This is a genomic window from Sphingobacterium ginsenosidimutans (assembly GCF_039536865.1).
Lineage (GTDB): Bacteria > Bacteroidota > Bacteroidia > Sphingobacteriales > Sphingobacteriaceae > Sphingobacterium > Sphingobacterium detergens.
In genome coordinates, this window is record NZ_BAAAZK010000008.1 from 61,455 (window position 1) to 81,427 (window position 19,973).

At 38.3% G+C, this 19,973-nt stretch carries 19 protein-coding genes; 16 read left to right on the forward strand and 3 right to left on the reverse strand.

Going from position 1 to position 19,973, the window contains the following annotated elements; translation table 11 throughout:
- Nucleotides 1-2: 2 nt before the first annotated feature.
- From ABFX33_RS20765 to ABFX33_RS20825, 13 genes are all read left to right on the forward strand, one after another.
- Nucleotides 3-1,010, forward strand: a complete 1,008-nt coding sequence (locus ABFX33_RS20765) for an SPFH domain-containing protein (RefSeq protein WP_346087980.1) — start codon at nt 3-5, stop codon at nt 1,008-1,010.
- 6 nt (nt 1,011-1,016) lie between these two features.
- Entirely contained in the window at nt 1,017-1,262 is a 246-nt protein-coding gene (locus tag ABFX33_RS20770) for a hypothetical protein (RefSeq protein ID WP_104383962.1), read from the forward strand.
- A 191-nt stretch (nt 1,263-1,453) separates the two neighbouring features.
- Nucleotides 1,454-2,740 (forward strand): citrate synthase, encoded by a 1,287-nt coding sequence (locus ABFX33_RS20775; protein WP_108635060.1) that lies wholly within the window; start codon nt 1,454-1,456, stop codon nt 2,738-2,740.
- Nucleotides 2,741-3,055: 315 nt separating this feature from the next.
- Entirely contained in the window at nt 3,056-4,129 is a 1,074-nt protein-coding gene (gene nuoH, locus ABFX33_RS20780) for an NADH-quinone oxidoreductase subunit NuoH (RefSeq protein WP_346087983.1), read from the forward strand.
- Between the two features lie 3 nt (nt 4,130-4,132).
- Nucleotides 4,133-4,696 (forward strand): NuoI/complex I 23 kDa subunit family protein, encoded by a 564-nt coding sequence (locus tag ABFX33_RS20785; RefSeq protein WP_120260076.1) that lies wholly within the window; start codon nt 4,133-4,135, stop codon nt 4,694-4,696.
- 4 nt (nt 4,697-4,700) lie between these two features.
- Complete coding sequence (locus ABFX33_RS20790) at nt 4,701-5,243, forward strand: NADH-quinone oxidoreductase subunit J family protein (protein ID WP_346087985.1); 543 nt, start codon at nt 4,701-4,703, stop codon at nt 5,241-5,243.
- Complete coding sequence (gene nuoK / locus ABFX33_RS20795; RefSeq protein ID WP_104383957.1) at nt 5,240-5,548, forward strand: NADH-quinone oxidoreductase subunit NuoK; 309 nt, start codon at nt 5,240-5,242, stop codon at nt 5,546-5,548. The genes ABFX33_RS20790 and nuoK overlap by 4 nt, the downstream gene beginning before the upstream one ends.
- Before the next feature lie 3 nt (nt 5,549-5,551).
- The gene (locus tag ABFX33_RS20800) at nt 5,552-7,606 is read left to right on the forward strand and encodes an NADH-quinone oxidoreductase subunit 5 family protein (RefSeq protein WP_346087986.1); all 2,055 of its coding nucleotides are present in this window, start codon (nt 5,552-5,554) and stop codon (nt 7,604-7,606) included.
- A 3-nt stretch (nt 7,607-7,609) separates the two neighbouring features.
- The gene (locus tag ABFX33_RS20805) at nt 7,610-9,211 is read left to right on the forward strand and encodes a complex I subunit 4 family protein (RefSeq protein ID WP_346087987.1); all 1,602 of its coding nucleotides are present in this window, start codon (nt 7,610-7,612) and stop codon (nt 9,209-9,211) included.
- A gap of 6 nt (nt 9,212-9,217) precedes the next feature.
- Nucleotides 9,218-10,699 (forward strand): NADH-quinone oxidoreductase subunit N, encoded by a 1,482-nt coding sequence (locus ABFX33_RS20810; protein WP_346087989.1) that lies wholly within the window; start codon nt 9,218-9,220, stop codon nt 10,697-10,699.
- A 110-nt stretch (nt 10,700-10,809) separates the two neighbouring features.
- The gene (locus ABFX33_RS20815; RefSeq protein ID WP_120260081.1) at nt 10,810-11,415 is read left to right on the forward strand and encodes a DUF4254 domain-containing protein; all 606 of its coding nucleotides are present in this window, start codon (nt 10,810-10,812) and stop codon (nt 11,413-11,415) included.
- Between the two features lie 4 nt (nt 11,416-11,419).
- A complete protein-coding gene (locus ABFX33_RS20820) occupies nt 11,420-12,445 on the forward strand; it encodes a glycosyltransferase family 9 protein (protein WP_346087990.1) in 1,026 nt (341 codons plus the stop codon).
- Nucleotides 12,442-13,551 (forward strand): glycosyltransferase family 4 protein, encoded by a 1,110-nt coding sequence (locus ABFX33_RS20825; protein WP_346087991.1) that lies wholly within the window; start codon nt 12,442-12,444, stop codon nt 13,549-13,551. Before ABFX33_RS20820 ends, ABFX33_RS20825 begins: the two co-directional genes overlap by 4 nt.
- Here ABFX33_RS20825 and ABFX33_RS20830 read toward each other — a convergent pair.
- The 3 genes from ABFX33_RS20830 to ABFX33_RS20840 form a co-directional block, all read right to left on the reverse strand.
- Nucleotides 13,548-14,213 (reverse strand): glycosyltransferase family 32 protein, encoded by a 666-nt coding sequence (locus tag ABFX33_RS20830; protein ID WP_346087992.1) that lies wholly within the window; start codon nt 14,211-14,213, stop codon nt 13,548-13,550. The two genes, ABFX33_RS20825 and ABFX33_RS20830, sit on opposite strands and share 4 nt — an antisense overlap.
- 4 nt (nt 14,214-14,217) lie before the next feature.
- The gene (locus tag ABFX33_RS20835; RefSeq protein WP_346087994.1) at nt 14,218-15,288 is read right to left on the reverse strand and encodes a glycosyltransferase family 4 protein; all 1,071 of its coding nucleotides are present in this window, start codon (nt 15,286-15,288) and stop codon (nt 14,218-14,220) included.
- A 103-nt stretch (nt 15,289-15,391) separates the two neighbouring features.
- A complete protein-coding gene (locus tag ABFX33_RS20840; protein WP_346087996.1) occupies nt 15,392-16,570 on the reverse strand; it encodes a glycosyltransferase family 4 protein in 1,179 nt (392 codons plus the stop codon).
- A 345-nt stretch (nt 16,571-16,915) separates the two neighbouring features.
- On the opposite strand from ABFX33_RS20840, the gene ABFX33_RS20845 reads away from it, so the two are divergent.
- Genes ABFX33_RS20845 through ABFX33_RS20855 form a run of 3 tightly spaced genes read left to right on the forward strand, consistent with a single transcriptional unit; the run spans nt 16,916 to nt 19,964 of the window.
- On the forward strand, nt 16,916-18,082 hold the full coding sequence (locus ABFX33_RS20845; RefSeq protein WP_346087998.1) for a glycosyltransferase family 4 protein: 1,167 nt from the start codon (nt 16,916-16,918) through the stop codon (nt 18,080-18,082).
- A 2-nt stretch (nt 18,083-18,084) separates the two neighbouring features.
- Complete coding sequence (locus tag ABFX33_RS20850) at nt 18,085-19,104, forward strand: glycosyltransferase family 2 protein (protein WP_346088000.1); 1,020 nt, start codon at nt 18,085-18,087, stop codon at nt 19,102-19,104.
- Nucleotides 19,105-19,106: 2 nt separating this feature from the next.
- A complete protein-coding gene (locus tag ABFX33_RS20855) occupies nt 19,107-19,964 on the forward strand; it encodes an alpha-1,2-fucosyltransferase (RefSeq protein ID WP_346088002.1) in 858 nt (285 codons plus the stop codon).
- Nucleotides 19,965-19,973 lie beyond the last annotated feature (9 nt).

Genomic DNA, 19,973 nt, shown 5'->3' on the forward strand with positions numbered 1-19,973 from the left:
TTATGGGACTATTCAATCTTTTTAACAACCAACTATCAGAGGTCATTGAGTGGAAAAATCAAGACCCCCGTGTATTATGGTATAAATTTCCTTCCGAAAGAAATGAAATTAAAAATTCCAGTAAACTTATTCTTGCCCCAGGACAGGGCTGTATCCTTGTTTATGAAGGGAAAGGTGAAAGCTTGCTCACAGAGGCCGGTACCTATAATTTAAAAACGGATAACCACCCTTTCTTTACAACCTTGGCCAGGTTGAGACAAAATTTTGAGTCTGAACACAAGCTGTATATTTACTTCTTTCGTACTGCAGCTATTGTCAATCAGTCTTGGGGGACAGGAAATCCAATAAAATACATTGACCCACAATATAATCTTCCAGTGGAAATAGGCTTGAACGGTACTTTTTCTTACATTATCAAAGAACCCGTACATTTCTATAAAAACATCGTTGCCAATCAAAACACAGTCAGCACAGCAGCGATTCAGGATGTTATCAACAATCGGATTCCGCAACAGATTATCGCGCAGATTGCCCAAAAGAAATTGGGTTATAATGAAATCGATAGCCAACTCCCCGTTTTGTCCATTGGCATAAAAGCGGCTGTCGAACAGGATTTTAAAGATCTCGGATTAGAAATTACAGATTTTAAGATCCTAGGAACTCAGTTTGACGCGAACACACAACGTAGAATTGGTGAAATTGCTGATTTGACGACGCAAAATCAGGCCGCGCAGCAAGCAGGCTTGAGCTATGTGGAATTGGAAAAATTGCGCGCGCTCCGGGATGCCGCAAAAAATGAAGGTGGTCTGGCCGGCATTGGCGCACAACTGGGTGTCGGCATGGAGCTGGGAAAGCAATTTGATCTTCAAAAAGAAGATATCAAAGACAATATACAAGAAGAGGGTGATTTTGTCGAAAAACTGCAAAAACTACAATTACTGCTACGTGAAAACATCATCACACAGGACGAATTCGACACACTCAAAAAACAGATTCTCAACAAAATATAACCCATCATGAAATACATCTTTGGTATATTATTCACCTTGGTTATCCTATTTGTAGCCACCTATTTTCTATTGGGGCTCTGGGGTATCCATTTCCTGGATGCTGAAAATTTCAGCAAGATCCTATGGACAACAGGTATCCTTACCCTTACATCTATTATTTTGGTCTGCTTCGTTATCTTGCCTTTTTTTGGTTCGGGCAAAAACGGAAAATATGAGGATAAAGGAAAAGTCGCCCAGCGAAAAATAGATTAACGTTTTAGGTATAATAAGATAGTGTTAAATTTGAATAAACTATTTGCTTATTTGAGTAAATAGTTATTCAATATTATCCAAAATGACGCAATGATGTCATTTAAATTCCAAAAGAACTTTCAGTTTTAAATATCAAATAGTTAAATTTGTGAGATTAGCATACAAAATCAGATATAAGATAACATATAAACATGTCAGATAAAGCATCTATAAATTTAGACGGCACTTCTTATGACCTTCCGGTCATTGTCGGTACTGAAAATGAAAAAGCAGTTGATATTTCAAAATTAAGAGATCTAAGCGGATTTATTACGTTAGACCCAGGATACAAAAACACGGGTGCAACAAAAAGTGCGATTACTTTCCTTGACGGTGAAACAGGTATATTGAGATATAGAGGATATCCAATTGAGCAATTGGCAGAGAAGTCTACGTTCTTGGAAGTTGCTTATTTATTGATCTACGGAGAACTTCCGAAAAAAGAGGTATTGGAAAAATTCAGAGCTGACATCAAAAAGCAAATGATGATCCACGAAGATATGAAGAATTTCTTCGCTGGATTCCCATCCAAATCCCACCCAATGGGCCAACTTTCTTGTTTAGTGGGCGCATTATCAGCATTTTATCCTGAATCTTTAAATCCAAACTTAACTGACGAAGAAGAAGATCAAACGATTATCAATCTTTTGGCTAAAATGCCTACTATCGTTTCCTGGATTCAAAAGAAATCTTTAGGTCATCCAGTAGTTTACCCTAAAAACAATTTGGGTTATATTGACAACTTCTTGAATATGCTATTCGGCGAAGTTAACGACGAAAAAACATTCGATCCGGTTGTCATCGATGCTATGCACAAATTGCTTATTTTACATGCTGACCACGAACAAAACTGTTCGACATCAACAGTTCGTATCGTAGGCTCATCCAATGCGAATCTTTATGCTTCTGTTGCCTCTGGTATCAATGCATTATGGGGTCCTTTACATGGTGGTGCCAATCAAGCGGTAATCGAAATGTTGGAAGCGATCAAAAATGATGGTGGTGATGCTGAAAAATACCTTGCAAAAGCCAAAGATAAAAATGATCCATTCCGTTTAATGGGATTCGGTCACCGTGTATACAAAAACTTCGATCCACGTGCTAAAATTATCAAAAAAGCATGTGACGATATTTTAGAAAAATTAGGTGTTCAAGACCCAGTATTGGATATTGCTAAGAAACTAGAAGAAGCAGCATTGAATGATCAATACTTTATCGATAGAAAACTTTATCCAAACGTCGATTTCTATTCAGGTATCATCTATCGTGCGTTAGGATTTAAAGCAGATATGTTTACCGTATTATTTGCTTTGGGTCGTCTTCCAGGATGGATCGCACAATGGAAAGAAATGCGTGAAAACAAAGAGCCTATCGGCCGTCCAAGACAAGTATATGTTGGACATACCGAACGTAATTACGTTGAGTTCTCAAATCGTTAATTCGATTGATCTCCATAAAAAAAAGCATCCCAAGGGATGCTTTTTTTTATGGAGATCAGGTTACAGCGTCTATTCAAAAACACTATGCGATAGCATGTTATATAAACAAAATGTGTATTATATTTATGAGAATATCATCAGCCAGCGGCTTACACAATCGAAATCTTAATACTCAAATCTAAATACTAGCATCCCTAATATGTCACGATAATCTACTTGTTAAGTATATTTTAATTTTTCCCTATCGAAATTCCCTGTTTTTCGTTAAGTTTGCGTATTCATTGGACGCTTATTAAAAATCATTATAAATAAGACTTGTTAGATACAATACTACATATCTTGGTTCCCATTGCTATTTTCACCTTTATAGCAGCATTTACCTTATTTGCAGTATATGCCGAACGTAAGATTGCGGGATTTGTCCAAGATCGTCTCGGACCAATGGAAACCGGGAAATATGGCAGTCTCCAGACCATAGCCGATATCCTTAAATTGCTTCAAAAAGAATTAATCACCCCTTCTTTAGCCGATAAAGTTCTCTTTAGAATTGCCCCAATTATTATTTTTGTAGCAGTCTTTACTGGATTTGCTGTTATTCCTTGGGCCAAAGATTTTATTCCAGCCAATACACACACGGGATTATTCTTTATCATGGCTATTATCTCTATTGATGCCTTAGGGATTCTAATGGCTGGTTGGGGATCCAACAACAAATATTCACTGCTCGGATCCATGCGTGCAATTGCCCAAATGGTATCCTATGAAATACCGGTCGGGCTCTCATTGATCACCGTAGTGATGCTAACACAGACCCTAAACCTCAATGAAATTGCTATTGGTCAAGGCATTCTGACCAACGGAAGCATCAAGTTTTTAGGCTTTTGGGAAGTCAATGAGATTGGTGGTTTCTTCGCTTGGAATATTTTTCAAGCCCCACATTTAATTATAACCTACATCATATTTTTTATCGCAACACTTGCTGAATGTAACCGGGCTCCCTTTGATATTCCGGAAGCGGAATCCGAATTGGTTGGTGGTTTTCACACGGAATATGGTGGGATTCAATTTGCCTTTATTTTCCTTGCCGAGTATGCCATGATGTTTTTGGTAGCGATGCTGGGTGTTGTCCTGTTCCTAGGTGGCTGGAATACACCTCTCCCAAATATTGGGGCGATACGATTGGCAGATTGGACAACAGGCCTAGCCTGGGGAATCTTTTGGACCTTAGCCAAGTCATTATTTATTGTAGGGGTACAAATGTGGATTCGGTGGACTTTACCCCGATTACGTGCCGATCAATTGATGAGCTTATGTTGGAAGGTATTGACACCCTTAGCTTTTATTTGCATGGCAATTTCGGCCATTTGGAGAATTTTAATTATAGCATAAGATATGATATTTAAGACGGCTTCCCACGCATTTCGTACGGCAATCAAAGGATTATCTTTGACTGTCAAACACTTGTTTGGCGCTCGACGTTCGCGTCAGGAATTAAATATCAAAAACGACAACTACTTCGACCGTCAAGAGGGCATTGTCACCGTACAATATCCCGCCGAAAAAATGCCTATCCCCGAAGTCGCTCGCTATCAATTGCAAGTAGATATTGATGATTGCATCGTCTGTGACCTTTGTGCCAAAGCATGTCCTGTAGATTGTATTGAAATTGAAGCAATCAAATCACCAGAAGCGATCGGAAAGACTTCAGACGGTAGCGTCAAGCGGTTATATCCAGCCAAGTTCAATATTGATATGGCCAAATGTATGTATTGTGGACTATGTACGGTTGTCTGCCCTACCGAATGCATTGTCATGACCAATGAATATGATCGTAGCTCGCAAAAGCTAACTGATCTGATCTATGGCTTTTCAGACATGACCGACGAACAAGTTGCACAACGAAAAGCAGAATGGACACAATTTCAAGCTGAAAAGGAGGCGGCAAAGCAAAAATAAAAGTATGGAAACTATTTTATTTTATGCCTTTGCCACACTGGCAATCGGATCTGCCCTTTTACTGGTAAATCTTAAAAATATAGCCCGCGCCTTATTTCTATTTTTCATTGTACTCTTTGCCATGGCTGGCCTATACCTATTTGCACTGGCAGATTTTGTTGCTATCACACAGATCATGGTCTATGTAGGCGGTGTGCTGATCCTTATGCTATTTGCCTTTATGCTTTCCAACAAAGAACTATTGAAAGATCTTCAAGACAGCAGTGGCTCATTTTTGAGCATGCCCAGGTGGCAAGCAGTTGTATTGGCAATAGGTTTTCTAATACTCATGATCTTTGGTATTGCAGAATGGCATCAGTCCATTCCTACCTGGATCCAACAAGCCAAAGAAAATAATACTGAGATTATTCCAACAGATAATAATATCCAACAAATTGGATTACGGTTTATGACCTTTTATGTACTACCCTTTGAAGTCATATCGGTCTTTTTAATGATGGCGCTTATTGGAGCATCACATTTATCCAGAAAGGAGCGCAACAGATGATTACATTAACGCATTTTTTAGTTGTCAGTGCTTGCATCTTCTGTATCGGCCTTTATACCGTTCTTTCCAAGAAAAATGCCATTATGATTTTGGTAGGTATCGAATTGATGATTAATGCGGCTATTCTAAACTTTGTAGCTTTCGGCAAATACGATAAGGTCAGTTATGGCGGACAGATTTTCGCCCTATTTGCTATTGTTCTTGCTGCTGCTGCGGTTGCGGTTGGCTTAGCATTGGTGTTAAATGTCTATAGACACTATAAAACCATCAATCCGGATGAAATCAATGAATTAAAAGATAAGTAAGAATTGGATCAACTGGCTCACATATCACCTCTATACACAGCACTGTTTACAGTCGCTGCGCCATTTATTGCATTTCTATATCAGGCAGTAGCGGGCAAGCGCGATCAGTCAGGGATTATCTCCCTGATCGCCATTATCTTTAGTTTTATATTTGGCGGACTTACCTGGTTAGCAATCTGGAATAATCCAATGGTCTCTGCCCAAATAAACTGGTTTACCATCGGTGAAGCTACTTTTAAAGTCGGCATCCTATTAAATAACCTGAATGTACTCATGCTGTTTCTGGTCCCAACAGTTGCCCTTCCGGTACACATCTATTCGAGAGCGTATATGAAAGGGGATTCGGGAATCCATCGCTATTGGATGTATCTTAGTCTCTTCTGTTTTGCTATGTTGGGATTGGTCGTTATGGATAGCCTATTGCTCATGTATATCTTTTGGGAATTGGTAGGTTTCGCCTCTTACCTCCTTATTGGTTTCTGGTTCACACGCGAAACGGCTGTACAGGCCAACAAGAAAGCATTTATCGTAAACCGCATCGGGGACCTCGGTTTTCTGATCGGCCTAGCCATAATATTTACACAATTTAAAACCCTCAATCTGGTCGACCTTTTTGGTGAAGGAGGTCTTATTTATCAATCTAGCATCACTGGCGGACTATGGGTTTCTCCGGTCAACAGCATGGACCAGATTTGGTTAACGATAGCCGGACTGGCATTTTTCCTTGCCGCTATGGCCAAGTCAGCTCAATTTCCTTTACATGTATGGCTACCTGATGCCATGGAAGGGCCAACATCAGTATCTTCACTCATCCATGCTGCCACAATGGTTGCAGCAGGTGTGTTTTTACTCGCCACCGTATTTCCGTTATTCAACGAAAGCGCTTTGTTGTTTATTGCTATCATAGGTACGATTACAGCGGCTTCCGCTGCTTATTTTGCATTAGGTCAATACGATATTAAACGTATCCTAGCCTTTTCAACTATTTCACAATTGGGCTTTATGATGGTGGGAATTGGGATAGGAACCTGGGATGCAGCATTATTCCATTTGGTCACACACGCCTTCTTTAAATGTCTCTTGTTCCTGTCCGCGGGAGCTATTATTCATGAGATGGCACATCTCAAATCACACAGCCAGCTTGACTTCGATCCACAAGACCTGAGGAACATGGGCGGACTGAAGAAATACATGCCGAAAACTTTTATCCTGATGAGTATTGCCTCATTGGCACTAGCTGGGTTTCCACTCACATCAGGTTACCTTTCCAAAGATAGTATTATCATATCTTCCTTTGAATGGGCTTTGTCAAAAGGCGACTTGTATCTCATTATACCAATAAGTCTTATTACAGTCAGTATTCTAACCGCGTTTTATATTGGTCGCTTAATCCTTAAGGCATTTTTCGGCGATTTTCGAATGCTGGAGCAAGTCAAGGGTAAATTGCATGGAACCGTCCTGCATGAAGCACCAAAAACCATGTTGATCCCTATGTTTATATTGGGTATTTGTTGCCTATTCCCACTATTTTCACTCAATCCATTATCCTACCACGACTCCTGGTTGATGGATGGTCTATTATTGGATGAATATACCTTTGCTCCAAGCCATAGCGCTCACCTGATTATTCCATTGATCTTATTGATCGGTTCCGCCATCAGTTGGACAATCGGCTGGAAATGGTATGTACAACATAAATACCCCCTCAACGCAAATAGTTTTGCACTGAAAGCATCGCTCAATCAAGGTTATATCAATGAGCTATACCAATGGATATTTGTTAATGGCACACTAAAACTGGCTCAGTTCTGTTATTGGTTTGATCGCTTTGTTGTAGATGCCCTAGTCGCTTTTATTCAGTTTATCATCTTATCCTTCTCCCAGTTGAGTGTGTGGATAGACAAATATATTGTAGACGGCTTTGTCAATGCTGTTGCTTCTGTAGCCTACTGGACTGGTAACCAAGTTCGCTTGGTACAGAACGGCAAACTACAGACGACATTGTATTCCGTTTTTCTATTCGTTTTACTTGGTTTAATTTATCTTATATTTTTTTAGGAAATGCCTATTTTATCCTTACTGATATTTTTACCGCTTCTGGCGACGGCGTTTATCCTCGCCCTACCGACACGATATAAATCGAGTTACAAATATATTGCCTTAGCATTTACAGCAGTGCAATTTGTACTTGCGGGCATATGCTATGCAAAATTTGACGCGAGCCAAACAGGGATCCAGGACTTGGCAGGATACCAATTTGTTGAACAACTTCCCTGGATTCGTCTGAATCTGGGCGCTATCGGAAAACTAGAAATAGATTATCTCATCGGAATAGACGGTATTTCCATGCCATTATTACTCTTGAGCGCTTTTGTCATGCTGATGGCGATCGGTGCCTCCTGGAATATACAGAAAAGCCCCAAAGGATATTTCGCCTTACTTATGGTACTCAACATGGCTGTAATGGGTATTTTCTGTGCGTTGGATTTCTTCCTGTTTTATTTATTCTATGAGGTCATACTCCTGCCACTCTACTTCCTGATTGGTATCTGGGGCGGGGCGCGCCGTGAATATGCTGCCATAAAATTCTTTCTCTATACACTCTTTGGTTCGGTATTTATGCTATTGATCATTGTAGGCTTATATTTTTCGGTTATCAACCCCGTAACCGGAGCACATACCTTCAATATGATCTACATGATGAATCCCCAGAACTATTTAGGAGACTCGATCTTCTCTTGGGATGGTTATCAGGAAATATTGGGTATTTCGGCCAGATTGATTGGTTTTGTGGTGCTCTTTTTTGCTTTTGCGATCAAAGTACCGATAGTACCATTACACACCTGGCTACCTGACGCACACGTAGAGGCACCAACACCAGTATCCATTATTTTAGCAGGTATCCTGTTGAAAATCGGTGGCTATGGTATTATCCGCATCTGCTATAGCATCTTCCCGGACATGGCTGCACTATCCAATTGGTGGCTTGGACTGATCGGCGTCATCTCCATTATCTATGGGGCATTAAACGCCCTGACTCAAAAAGATTTAAAAAGGATGATCGCCTATTCATCGGTCTCTCATATGGGTTTTGTATTGCTTGGCATAGCCTCATTGACAGCCGAAGGGGTTTCTGGTGCGATGTTCCAGATGATTTCCCATGGTTTTCTATCAGCGGCACTTTTCTTTCTTGTTGGCGTGGTTTATGACCGTGTGCATGATCGAAACATCTATAGCTTCAGAGGTTTAGCCCAGCTCATGCCCAAGTATACCGGCTATGTTGCTATTGCTTTCTTTGCTTCATTGGGTCTTCCTGGGTTCTCCGCATTTATCGGTGAGGCATTTGTTATCATCGGTTCGTTCAATGCGGCGAGTGTCGGTACGGGGCTCCCTCGCTGGATGGCCTTAGCAGGTTCAATTGGTATCCTCTTGAGTGCTGCCTATTTGCTATGGACACTTCAACGGATGTTTTTTGGCGAGATCAGGCTCAAAGGTGGCGAATCTTGGGCCAATAAATTGACCGATGTCAACAGCCGTGAACAACTGATTCTATTTCCTACCTTGGCTCTTGCTCTTTTACTGGGTATTATGCCATCCTTGGTATTTAGCAATCTAAATGCAAGTGTATTGAATCTCGTCAGCTTTATCCAACAATTTATTTAAACCCGCATGCTCGCATTCAGTCCATATATCAGTTCATTTATTGATCAAATTATCGTTAGTATTCCCTATTTCAAACCAGAATTAACGCTGATCATTACTTTTATAGGCATTATTATCGCGAGTCTTTTCGTTGATAAATACTGGGACAAAGCATCTTTTACGCTTACAATAGCTGGATTATTGTTGAGTGGTTGTTACCTATTGGGACAAGGATTAAGCCATGTGGAGATGGTTGGATTCTTCGATATGATCCACATTGATACATTCGCAACATCGGCACGCATGATCATCCTGCTGTCGACCCTACTGATTACGATCTTTATTCAACAACGTCATCAGCATGATCGTCCTTTGGGCGATTTGTATGCGGTTGTATTGACCGCAACCTTGGGATTGAACCTCTTGACCATGTCGAGCAACTGGCTGATGATCTTCATCGCAGTAGAGACAGTATCGATCAGTTCTTACATTATGGTCGGTTATTTTTCGTCCAATAAAGTACAGTCCGAAGCAGCGATGAAATATGTCCTCTTTGGATCCATATGTGCTGCCGTTATGCTCTATGGCCTATCGCTGCTTTACGGTTTCACGGGGAACTTAAATTTTGATGCGCCAAGCCATATTGCAGGGCTGATGGAGGCCCCTAAGCTAATGATCAGTATTGCCCTCCTGTTTTTATTGACTGGTATTGGTTTTAAACTGAGTTTTTTCCCGTTTCATGTTTGGAGCCCTGACGTTTATCAAGGGGCACCGACTGTGATTACCACGTACTTAGCGACCGTACCTAAAATTGCCGTTGTCGTCCTGCTATCCAAGTTGCTTGCTGCCTGGCTTGCAGTATCCTTTTATTTCAGTGATTTCTTGGCTTATGTTATCATCATTATAGCTATTGCGACCATGTTGATTGGTAATCTGGCGGCCCTGCGTCAACAGGATGCCAAGCGCATGATGGCCTATTCTTCTATTGGCCACACGGGCATATTGTTGATGGCAGTACTGGTTTATCAAAACAATGAGTCAAACGTTTTGCTGTTCTATTTATCAATTTATGCATTGATGAATATCGCTGTTTTTATATTTATAGACAGCTTGGAGGTCAGTCTAGGCAACACTTCAATAGACTCTTATAAAGGATTGGGCAAACAATCACCTCTATTGTTCACCTCATTTTCGATCGTCTTAATCGCATTGATAGGCTTGCCCCCTACTGCGGGATTTGTCGGAAAGCTACTCATATTTTCAAAAGTATTCGAGCAGTATCAAAACTTCCAATCCTTTGGTTTACTTGCCTTATTAATTGTAGGAGCACTAACATCCGTGATTTCACTTTTCTATTACTTTAAGATTCCGCTGAATGCCTTCTTAAGAGACAATGTAGACCATTATTCGGTCAAGTCCAATCCTTTACTCCTCGGTATTGGTCTATTTTGTACGATTGCCGTGATCTTACTTGGGTTATTCCCAGACATCTTACTGTCTCTATTTTAAAAAAACATTTTAATTCTTTTCTTAATACTTGGTTTTTCCAATTCATTTTACTGTTTTTATACAGCACCTGAAGTTAAGGATAACTCCATAATATATTTTATATTTGTAACATGATTAGTGCAATAGCAAATCCCATTTTTCAACGTGCTATCCAGGATTACCACGTATACGATCAGATTGATCATCCAATCCAGAATCCGTATGACAAACAATCCCTAGAACATCTACTGTACCTAAAGTGCTGGATTGATACCGTACAATGGCACATGGAAGATGTTGTACGTAATCCTGCCATTGATCCCAAGGACGGTTTATATTGGAAGCGACGCATCGATGAGTCTAACCAGTACCGCACAGATACTGTAGAATATATCGACAGCTACTTTTTACAGAAATATCAAACTATCGAAACACTGCCTTCGGCGAAAATCAACACTGAAAGTCCAGCGTGGGCCATTGACAGACTGTCCATTCTGGCGCTAAAGATTTATCATATGGAGCAGGAGACACTTCGTTCAGATGCTTCTGAAGCGCATATTTCTGCTTGTCAGCAAAAATTGAACATCTTGCTGGAACAACGTACAGATCTTTCACAAAGTATCGACGAATTGTTAACAGCGATTGAATCAGGTGAAAAATACATGAAGGTCTATAAACAGATGAAAATGTATAACGATCCTGAACTGAACCCTGTACTTTATACATCCGGAAAATAAAGACATGTCTTTGCCGCAGCGAATCATAGTAACCCGGTTTTCGGCCATGGGCGATGTCGCCATGGTGGCTTCTGTATTGAAAGAATTTTGTCAACAATACCCCACGGTAGAGATTATCATGGTGAGCCGTCCTTTCTTTGCCCCATTCTTTGATGGCATAAAGAATGTCAAATTTCATGCAATTGAACCCAAGACAACCCATAAAGGCCTTTTGGGATTAATCAGATTAAAAAATGAGCTGGCTAAATATCGTGCGGAAGCTGTAGCTGATCTACATTTTAATTTACGTTCGCGTATATTAGATGTATTATTTTCTCTTTCTGGAATAAAGGTCAAACAACTGGACAAAGGTCGCGCAGAAAAGAAAGCCCTGACGCGCAAAGAACATAAGGTTAAGCATCCATTGAAGCTAACTGTAGAACGCTACGCAGATGTATTCCGTGCTTTAGGTTTTCACTTCGAACTGAGTCACAAATTGGCTTCCAATTTGCAGGATGTCCCCAAAGCAGCATTTAGCATGTTTGGCAATTTCGAACGAAAAAAAATTGGTATCGCGGCTTTTGCGCAACACCGATATAAAATCCTGTCACTCGTAACGATGGGACAGATCATAGACCATCTGACACATCATGGGTATGACGTACTGCTCTTTGGAGGAGGTAAGGAAGAGTTTCAAATCGCGCAAAACTGGACTGAAAGTTTTCCAAACACCTACAATACCATTGGAAAATTTACGTTGAGAGAGGAACTGGATATCATATCAAATCTGGATCTGATGATCAGCATGGATTCCTCTGGGTTGCACATGGCTTCTTTGATGGGAATACGATGTCTATCACTATGGGGCGCGACTCACCCATACGCGGGATTTACCGGCTATGGGCAACAATATGATGACTGTATCCAAGTGGAACATCCCAACCGTCCGAGTGCTGTCTATGGGAACAAACCTTGTGATTGCGATGGTACAGAGGCGATTGATTTAATTACAGCAGAAATGGTGATCGAAAAAATAACAGCGCTACGATGAGGATAGGATTTGATGCAAAGCGTTTTTTCAACAACGCGTCAGGCTTGGGCAATTATAGCCGGGATCTGATACGCATTTTATCAACGTTTGCTCCGCAAAATGACTATATCCTCTATACACCCAGTACCTCTGTCGAAAGGTATACTGATCTCGTCAACCCTGAGCAGATTAAGACGCCAAAAGGATATATTAATCAAAATTTTCCAAACCTCTGGCGCACAAAAAGAATAGTATCGGATTTGAAAAAAGACCAGATCAATATTTTTCACGGTCTTTCTGGAGAAATCCCTGTTGACTTAGCTCCTGCTAAAATTAAATCCGTTGTTAGTATGCACGATTTAATCTTTATGCGTTACCCAAATCTCTATCATCCGATAGATCGTTGGATCTACAAAAAGAAATTCGCGCATGCCTGCCGACGGGCAGATAAAATCGTTGCGATTAGTAAACAGACCAAAAATGATATTGTTGAGTTTTTTAATATTCCGCAAGAAAAAATAGAAATCATCTATCAGGGCTGTCATGAGGCGTTTAAAATTCTAAAAACAGATGCGGAAAAGCAACAGCTTAAGAATAGTTTAGGCCTCCCGGATGAATTTCTATTAAATGTAGGAACGATAGAAGAACGTAAAAATGCACTATCAATTGTAAAAGCGATTGAGCACATCGATATTCCCTTAGTTATCGTGGGCAGAAGCACGAAATACCAGCTTCAGCTACAAGAATTTATCCATAAACATCGGATGGAAAACAGAGTGTACTTTCTTAGTGGTTTGAATATGCAGGAACTTTCGGTTCTATATTCCTCAGCACTTGCATTTATCTATCCATCTATTTATGAGGGTTTCGGTATTCCTATTATTGAAGCCTTATATTCCGGTACACCTGTAATTACGACGGATTCGGGCGTTTTTCCAGAAGCTGGTGGCCCAGCTTCGTTATATGTACGACCGCACGATATTGGTCAGATTCAGCATGCAATTGAATCTATTTTAAGCGACAGCAATTTACAGCAGGAAATGTCTGTAAAAGGATTAGCCTACGCACAACAGTTTAACGATGACAATCTCGCTGCACAATGGGAAAAACAATATTTAACACTTTAGTCCTCCAATTTCAAAACAGTTACTACTTTCTGTAGTTTTTTCCAGTGTTGAGACCGGTCTCCATAAATCAATAATTTGCCAAGCTTGTATTTAAATTTCATTATTCCTTTATAGTCATCGGCTACAATGCGATAAGAAACTGTTGGGTCTTCATGGATGATATCATTGACGGCCCTCGTATAAACTGTTGGTCCGGTCATGCCATGCACGTCATGTGGGTATTTATTTTGCTGAATATTTTCAACAATATACTTTATTGTTCGCTCCAGAAAAGGATGTCCTTTTTCAAATACCAGCGCCCATTGCGCAAAAAGATTTTGGTGGTTCTTTTCGCGCGTGATGACGGCTTGGTCATCCTCTTGCAGGTATTTATCTAGATTAACGAGAATGTCACTATCTAGATCCAGGTATACTCCCCCATATATATATAAGACGGCATATCGAAAAAAATCAGCTTTTGCCGCTCCGATCTGCAATCTACTATACGCTTTATACACCTCTTTATCAAATGATTCCTTTATAAATGCATCTACGCGCTGGTCATCATAAAACTCATAGCGGTAGCTTTTATTCTTACGTCTAAAGCGCTTGATATATAACTTCGTTAACCAAGGGATTTGGTTCGTCTTAAATGTCTGATAGATTACTTTTGGTATTGCCATTCCCTTATTTCAAAAGTTTCTTATAAAGTTCCCAATATTCACCTGCTGCTTTATCCCATGAAAACTGGGCAGCCCAAGATTTAATTTCAGGTGTACGATCCTCACCATGGATAATATCCATCAGCCTGGATTTCCCAAATTCGATCAAATATTCTGGGTCTGTGGATTCCAAAAAGAAAGCTTCAGGACCACCTATTTCAGGTAGACAGGTATAGTTAGATAGCAGAACCTTTTTACCAAAGGACATGGCTTCAATAACCGGTAATCCAAAGCCTTCTGCAATTGAAGGAAAAGCAAATAAAGCACAATTTTTTAAATAATTATATTTCTCTGCTTCTGTTATCGGCCCAGTGAGCCGCAGACGTTCCGCAACCCCAAGTTTAGCGGCTAAATCAAGGATATATTGATTATAATCTGGTTCTGCTATAATGCCACTAATGATCAATTCCAAATCATTCCCAACCAATAAATAAAGCAACGTATGAAAATTTTTCTTACGGTTTATGGTGCCAATAGAATAAATGAAAGGTTTATGCTCATCACTTTTGTGCGATGGATCTAACTGATCCAAATATTTCTGTTCAATATTATTTCCATTATAAATCACATGAAGTGGCTTTCCTTGTAAACTACAATAATCTGCGAGGTCTTTCTTTACATAATGGGAAATTGCTACAATAACATCTGCTTTATCCAAATTATTCTGCAAGCTTTTTAAATATTTTTTTTCTTTTTCGACCGACTTATTTTCTTTTAGGAAGTTCAGGTCATGGATGGTAGAAAGGACCTTAATTTTATTATTTCGTGGAAAATATGAACTAAGTTGGAACGTAGAATGCCAAAGATCACTATTGGAAAATCGCGGCATACAGAATTTCTGCAGCGATTTTTGCTGATAATAGCTTGCCTTGGAGCCAAAATCTTCATTGGCAGGATTATTTGTATAAAATACCATTGCATAAGGATCGGCCGTCTTGTTCAATAAAGCATTTCCTAGTTGTTTACAAAAGTGATATAAGCCCGTATGAGGATATTTCATCCGTTCGGCATCAAATATAATCTGTTTTTTCTTCATTCGCTATCGTTAAACAAAGATAGGCTGTTCGGTTTGTTTTTCATATTTTTTATCCCAAATCATCATTTAAAATTCTGGGACGGGGTCTACTTATTGAATTATTTTATCGATGGCCGGATAAAAACGTTGCGTTCAAAAACTCTTCTTCCTGTGCTATGGTATGATTACCAGCAAAATATGCTAAACCTTCTTGACGGATTTTATGATAATAAGGCTCATCCAAAAAAAGGCGATTGACTGCTGACGCAAATTCCTGCCCGGACTGAGTTACAATACAACCATTCTGTTTTTTATTAAATAAACCATCTATTCCGCGCGGGTTAGTAACGACAGGTAGGCCATAGGACAAGGCTTCTACAACCTTGATTTTTATTCCGGTACCGCTGATCATCGGACATATCGCTACTTTGGAATCTCGATACTGTGCATCTAGATCATCTACCATTCCTAATTTTACAATCTGTTCGGTATCGGGAAAATACCCACATATTTTACCGATCACAACAATCTTTATATTGGCATCGATATATTGTAAAGCATTTTTCAGGAACCAATCCGCTCCTCTAACATTATGTGGGTTATCGCTGGCGATATAGATAAGTTTAGCAGAGGTACTGTCCTCTTGTCCTTCTAAAATATTTTGTTTAAATGAAATGGGAAGCTGCAGTACTGAACGACTAGTAAATTGCTCAAAAATATATTTTTCCTCAACCGAATAGGTCCATATCTCATCAAATTGATTGAGAATCTTGAGTTCGTTCTTGAAGATACCCGATATTTTCGAATGATTTCCTTTATGGCAGGTGGCGTATTGGCCGGTGATAAAATCGTGCGTGTCAATAATCGCCTTTTTGTAATTTTTCAGCTCCTTGATCAGATTTCCCCAATGAACATAGCTGATTATCGCAAAATCATATATTTCATCCTTCGTAATCGACCTAAAATTCTTCTTTAGATACCAGGTTGTAAAATCTATTTTATGTCTAAAGTAATTGAACAATACTTCGGGTATTTTATATTTGAATAAGTACTGAAGAAAAGTCGATCGCGGAACTTTACGGTCAATTATTTTAAGGTTGATTGTGGGATAAGCAATCCTAAATTTTTCAATAGAGGCATCATCCCAATTTCCCCAGAGTCGCTCAGTCACATAGTCTACTGTAAATTCTTGGTTATGGTGATTAAAATAATCAAGCATCTGAGTGAATCGAGTGATATTACCCGCTCGACCCTGATAAGGATTATCTGGCACAAAGTAGAGGATCTTTTTCTTGTTAGACATTTTAGTTTAAGATCTATGAATGTAAAGTCATTTTAACTATCGAAATAGGGTTTACCGATTTCAACTACTTACATGATTGTTATCATTAATAACGGCAATAACAACAAAAATGTGACAATGAAATAAAACAATTCTTCTATAGTTCGACTTCGGTAAAACACAGTAGTAAATATTTAGATATTACGCTAGTTAATTGCTGCTAATGAACACCTCTTTAAAATTCCCATATCCATTGTATAAAATTCCTTTAAATATTTAGTATTTTTATAAGCGATTTTTTTTCGAAATAATCTTTGTAAAGATATTAAAACTCCACACCTTATCCCACTAAATAGATCATTGGAAATGCATAAATTAAAAAAATGGGCACTAACGATTTCTTCATTAGTCAAGTATCCCGTTATCAAACGAAAAATAAAAGCTATTGATTCCGAAATAATCTTTATTTTCCCGGTAATGGATATTGGAGGTGCTGAAAGAGTACATATAGAGATTATGAAAACCATCGGAGATAAGCATCCAACCTGCATTATTACAAATCATTCAAAAAATAATGATTTGAGGCCAGAATTTGAAGCTGTTGCTCACATTATTGAACTAGAGCGATGGGGGTGGAAAGCAAATTTTCGTAAAAAAATGGCAAAAGAACTAGCCAAAAAAATCAACTCTAATCCAAATAGTGTGGTATTTAGTTCAAATAATTACTTTTTTTATGATCTTCTTCCTTATCTAGATGATAACATTTTGAAGATAGATCTTTCACATGCCTTTGTTGGAGAAAATACAGCTTCTTTTGACAACTATTCACTACCTTATATTAGTAAGATAGACAAAAGGATAATCTTAGGCGAAAATCAAAGAAAAAAACAGATCCAATTCTATATAGAAAAAAATATAGACCCCACATTTCAATCAAGGATCAAAATCGTTAGGAATAAGATAGAAAAGCCAAATGATGTTCCAAAAAAAGATTATTCGAAAGATCTTACTATTTTATTCATAGCGAGGAACTCATATGAAAAGCGACCAGGGCTCTTAGTTGAGATTGCAAATATCTGCTATAATCTGAAATTACCTTTTAATTTTAAGATAATTGGCGATTTTGAGAATTTTAAGTCAGAAATTTCACAAAATACAGAGATTATTGGAAGAATTTCGGACAGAAAACAACTAAACGAGTACTATAAATCTGCACATCTGATTGCCATAACTTCACTTTTTGAAGGTTTTCCAATGGTCTTACTTGAAGGTATGTCTCTAGGTGTTATTCCAATTAGTACTAATGTAGGCGAAATCGCTTGTTTTATTAGCGAGCAAAGTGAAAATGGTTTTATTATAGAAAATACAATGGACGATAACGACATTATCAATGCTTTTATTGATAAACTAAAATATATTAATGACAATCGCTCTCTATTAAATTGCTTTAGTACGAATGCCATGAAATTGGTAGATGAGGAATTTAGCGAAACTATGTTTAACAAACAGTACAGAGGGTTATTAATTAAATAAAAATGTTAAAAAAAGCAGCTATCAAAACACCTCCTATTATAACCGTATTTATGCCTGCCTATAACGCAGGAAAATACATTAAGGAATCCATCTCCAGTATTTTAAATCAGACATATACCCACTTTGAGCTTTTAATTATAAATGATGGATCGACAGATAATACACTTGAAATTATTAGCGGCTTTAGTGATCAGCGAATTCGAGTAATTAATAATGCTCAAAATATGGGGTTGCTGTATACACGAAATCTAGCATTAATAGAGGTAAATACCGAATTTATTGCTATTATGGACAGTGATGATGTTGCAATGCCAGAACGATTAGCAATCCAATTAAAAGAGTTATATGACAATCCAAATATTGCATTAATAGGATCACAAGCATCCATGATCGACGAAAATGGGAAAATTATCCAAGAAAAAATGTATCCGGTAATAGATGAAGAGCTGTTAAAGGCTTCTATTCCCTTTTATAATGCATTTGTCCATTCTTCAGTAATGATAAGAAGTAATGTTTTGAGAGATTTAGGTGGATATAAAGAAGATTATGCTGAAGATTATGATCTATTTCTAAGAGCCGCTACTCAATATCGAATAAAGAATCTACCGGATATTCTTATTCATTACCGAAATCATGTTTCAGGTATATCAAAGGAGCAAGTTGATCAAATGGATGGTAATATCGAGAAAATTAAAGCAAAATATCTTTCTCTTTTACAACTGCCTTCCGAAAAAAAATACCAGAAAATGCTAACACCGCCGTTTATATGGGATAATATTGAAATTAATGAATACAAAAAATTCTATATTCAATTGTTTGATCGTATTACTGACTCAAATAAACGTCCACTTTCAGTTCAAAAATTTATATTTGAAAAATGGCATGATGTGATCATGAAAAATGGAGGAAAGGATACGCTCATTTTATTTTTTACCAAACCATTCTTTAATTGGAGTTATTCAACAGTTAAGCAGTTAAGAAGAGCTTTCAAAAATTCCATTAAAAATATACTAGAAAAATAGAAATGAAGATTGTTAAATTTTTAGGAGGCTTGGGTAACCAGCTATTTCAGTATGCTTTCTTTTTGGCATTACAACAGAAGTTTAAGCATGTAAAAGCCGATTTAATAGATTTTGAAGATTATCATTTACATAATGGATTTGAATTAGAGCGTGTATTTAATATCAGCCTTCCAGAGCTAAGCACATTCGAAACAAATATTTATACCAGAAACAATAACAAATGGCTATGGCGAAAATTAAGGCGATTATATAATACAAAACATATCTATATCGAGGAAACGATTCCGTTTTCTTATATGAAAGAAATTTTTGAGGATAAAAAAAGCCACTACTATTGGGGATACTGGCAACATATCGAATATATTAATCAAGTAGCTCCAATTCTCCGCCAGCAGCTTAAATTCCCCACCTTGGAGGGCGCTGAAAACATACGTGTACAACATTTAATTCAACAACAGAACGCAATTTCATTACACGTCCGAAGAGGAGATTACCTTCAGGAATCACTATTTAAAGATATCTGTACAGAAGAATACTATCAAAAGAGCATACAGTATATGCTTGAAACAAATGAATCACCACTATTTATAATATTTTCCAATGATATAGACTGGTGCAAAACTCATTTTAAAGATTTAAATGCAATTTTTGTTGAACACAATAGTGGAAATAATAGTTTCAGAGATCTACAATTAATGTCACAGTGTAATCATCATATTATTGCCAATAGCAGCTTCAGTTGGTGGGGTGCCTGGCTAAATGATAGTCCTGACAAAATTGTTGTCTCCCCACGAAAATGGGTAAATGACCCCACTTTAGATACGTCTGGCCTAGTTTTACCAACATTTATTACTTTTTAACTTGTTTTA

Bases quoted from the DNA above. Each gene is read 5' to 3' on its own strand.
- ABFX33_RS20765 (WP_346087980.1), top strand. From the start codon at position 3: ATGGGACTATTCAATCTTTTTAACAACCAACTATCAGAGGTCATTGAG.
- ABFX33_RS20770 (WP_104383962.1), top strand. From the start codon at position 1,017: ATGAAATACATCTTTGGTATATTATTCACCTTGGTTATCCTATTTGTA.
- ABFX33_RS20775 (WP_108635060.1), top strand. From the start codon at position 1,454: ATGTCAGATAAAGCATCTATAAATTTAGACGGCACTTCTTATGACCTT.
- ABFX33_RS20785 (WP_120260076.1), top strand. From the start codon at position 4,133: ATGATATTTAAGACGGCTTCCCACGCATTTCGTACGGCAATCAAAGGA.
- ABFX33_RS20790 (WP_346087985.1), top strand. From the start codon at position 4,701: ATGGAAACTATTTTATTTTATGCCTTTGCCACACTGGCAATCGGATCT.
- nuoK (WP_104383957.1), top strand. From the start codon at position 5,240: ATGATTACATTAACGCATTTTTTAGTTGTCAGTGCTTGCATCTTCTGT.
- ABFX33_RS20805 (WP_346087987.1), top strand. From the start codon at position 7,610: ATGCCTATTTTATCCTTACTGATATTTTTACCGCTTCTGGCGACGGCG.
- ABFX33_RS20810 (WP_346087989.1), top strand. From the start codon at position 9,218: ATGCTCGCATTCAGTCCATATATCAGTTCATTTATTGATCAAATTATC.
- ABFX33_RS20815 (WP_120260081.1), top strand. From the start codon at position 10,810: ATGATTAGTGCAATAGCAAATCCCATTTTTCAACGTGCTATCCAGGAT.
- ABFX33_RS20820 (WP_346087990.1), top strand. From the start codon at position 11,420: ATGTCTTTGCCGCAGCGAATCATAGTAACCCGGTTTTCGGCCATGGGC.
- ABFX33_RS20825 (WP_346087991.1), top strand. From the start codon at position 12,442: ATGAGGATAGGATTTGATGCAAAGCGTTTTTTCAACAACGCGTCAGGC.
- ABFX33_RS20830 (WP_346087992.1), bottom strand. From the start codon at position 14,213: ATGGCAATACCAAAAGTAATCTATCAGACATTTAAGACGAACCAAATC.
- ABFX33_RS20835 (WP_346087994.1), bottom strand. From the start codon at position 15,288: ATGAAGAAAAAACAGATTATATTTGATGCCGAACGGATGAAATATCCT.
- ABFX33_RS20840 (WP_346087996.1), bottom strand. From the start codon at position 16,570: ATGTCTAACAAGAAAAAGATCCTCTACTTTGTGCCAGATAATCCTTAT.
- ABFX33_RS20845 (WP_346087998.1), top strand. From the start codon at position 16,916: ATGCATAAATTAAAAAAATGGGCACTAACGATTTCTTCATTAGTCAAG.
- ABFX33_RS20850 (WP_346088000.1), top strand. From the start codon at position 18,085: ATGTTAAAAAAAGCAGCTATCAAAACACCTCCTATTATAACCGTATTT.
- ABFX33_RS20855 (WP_346088002.1), top strand. From the start codon at position 19,107: ATGAAGATTGTTAAATTTTTAGGAGGCTTGGGTAACCAGCTATTTCAG.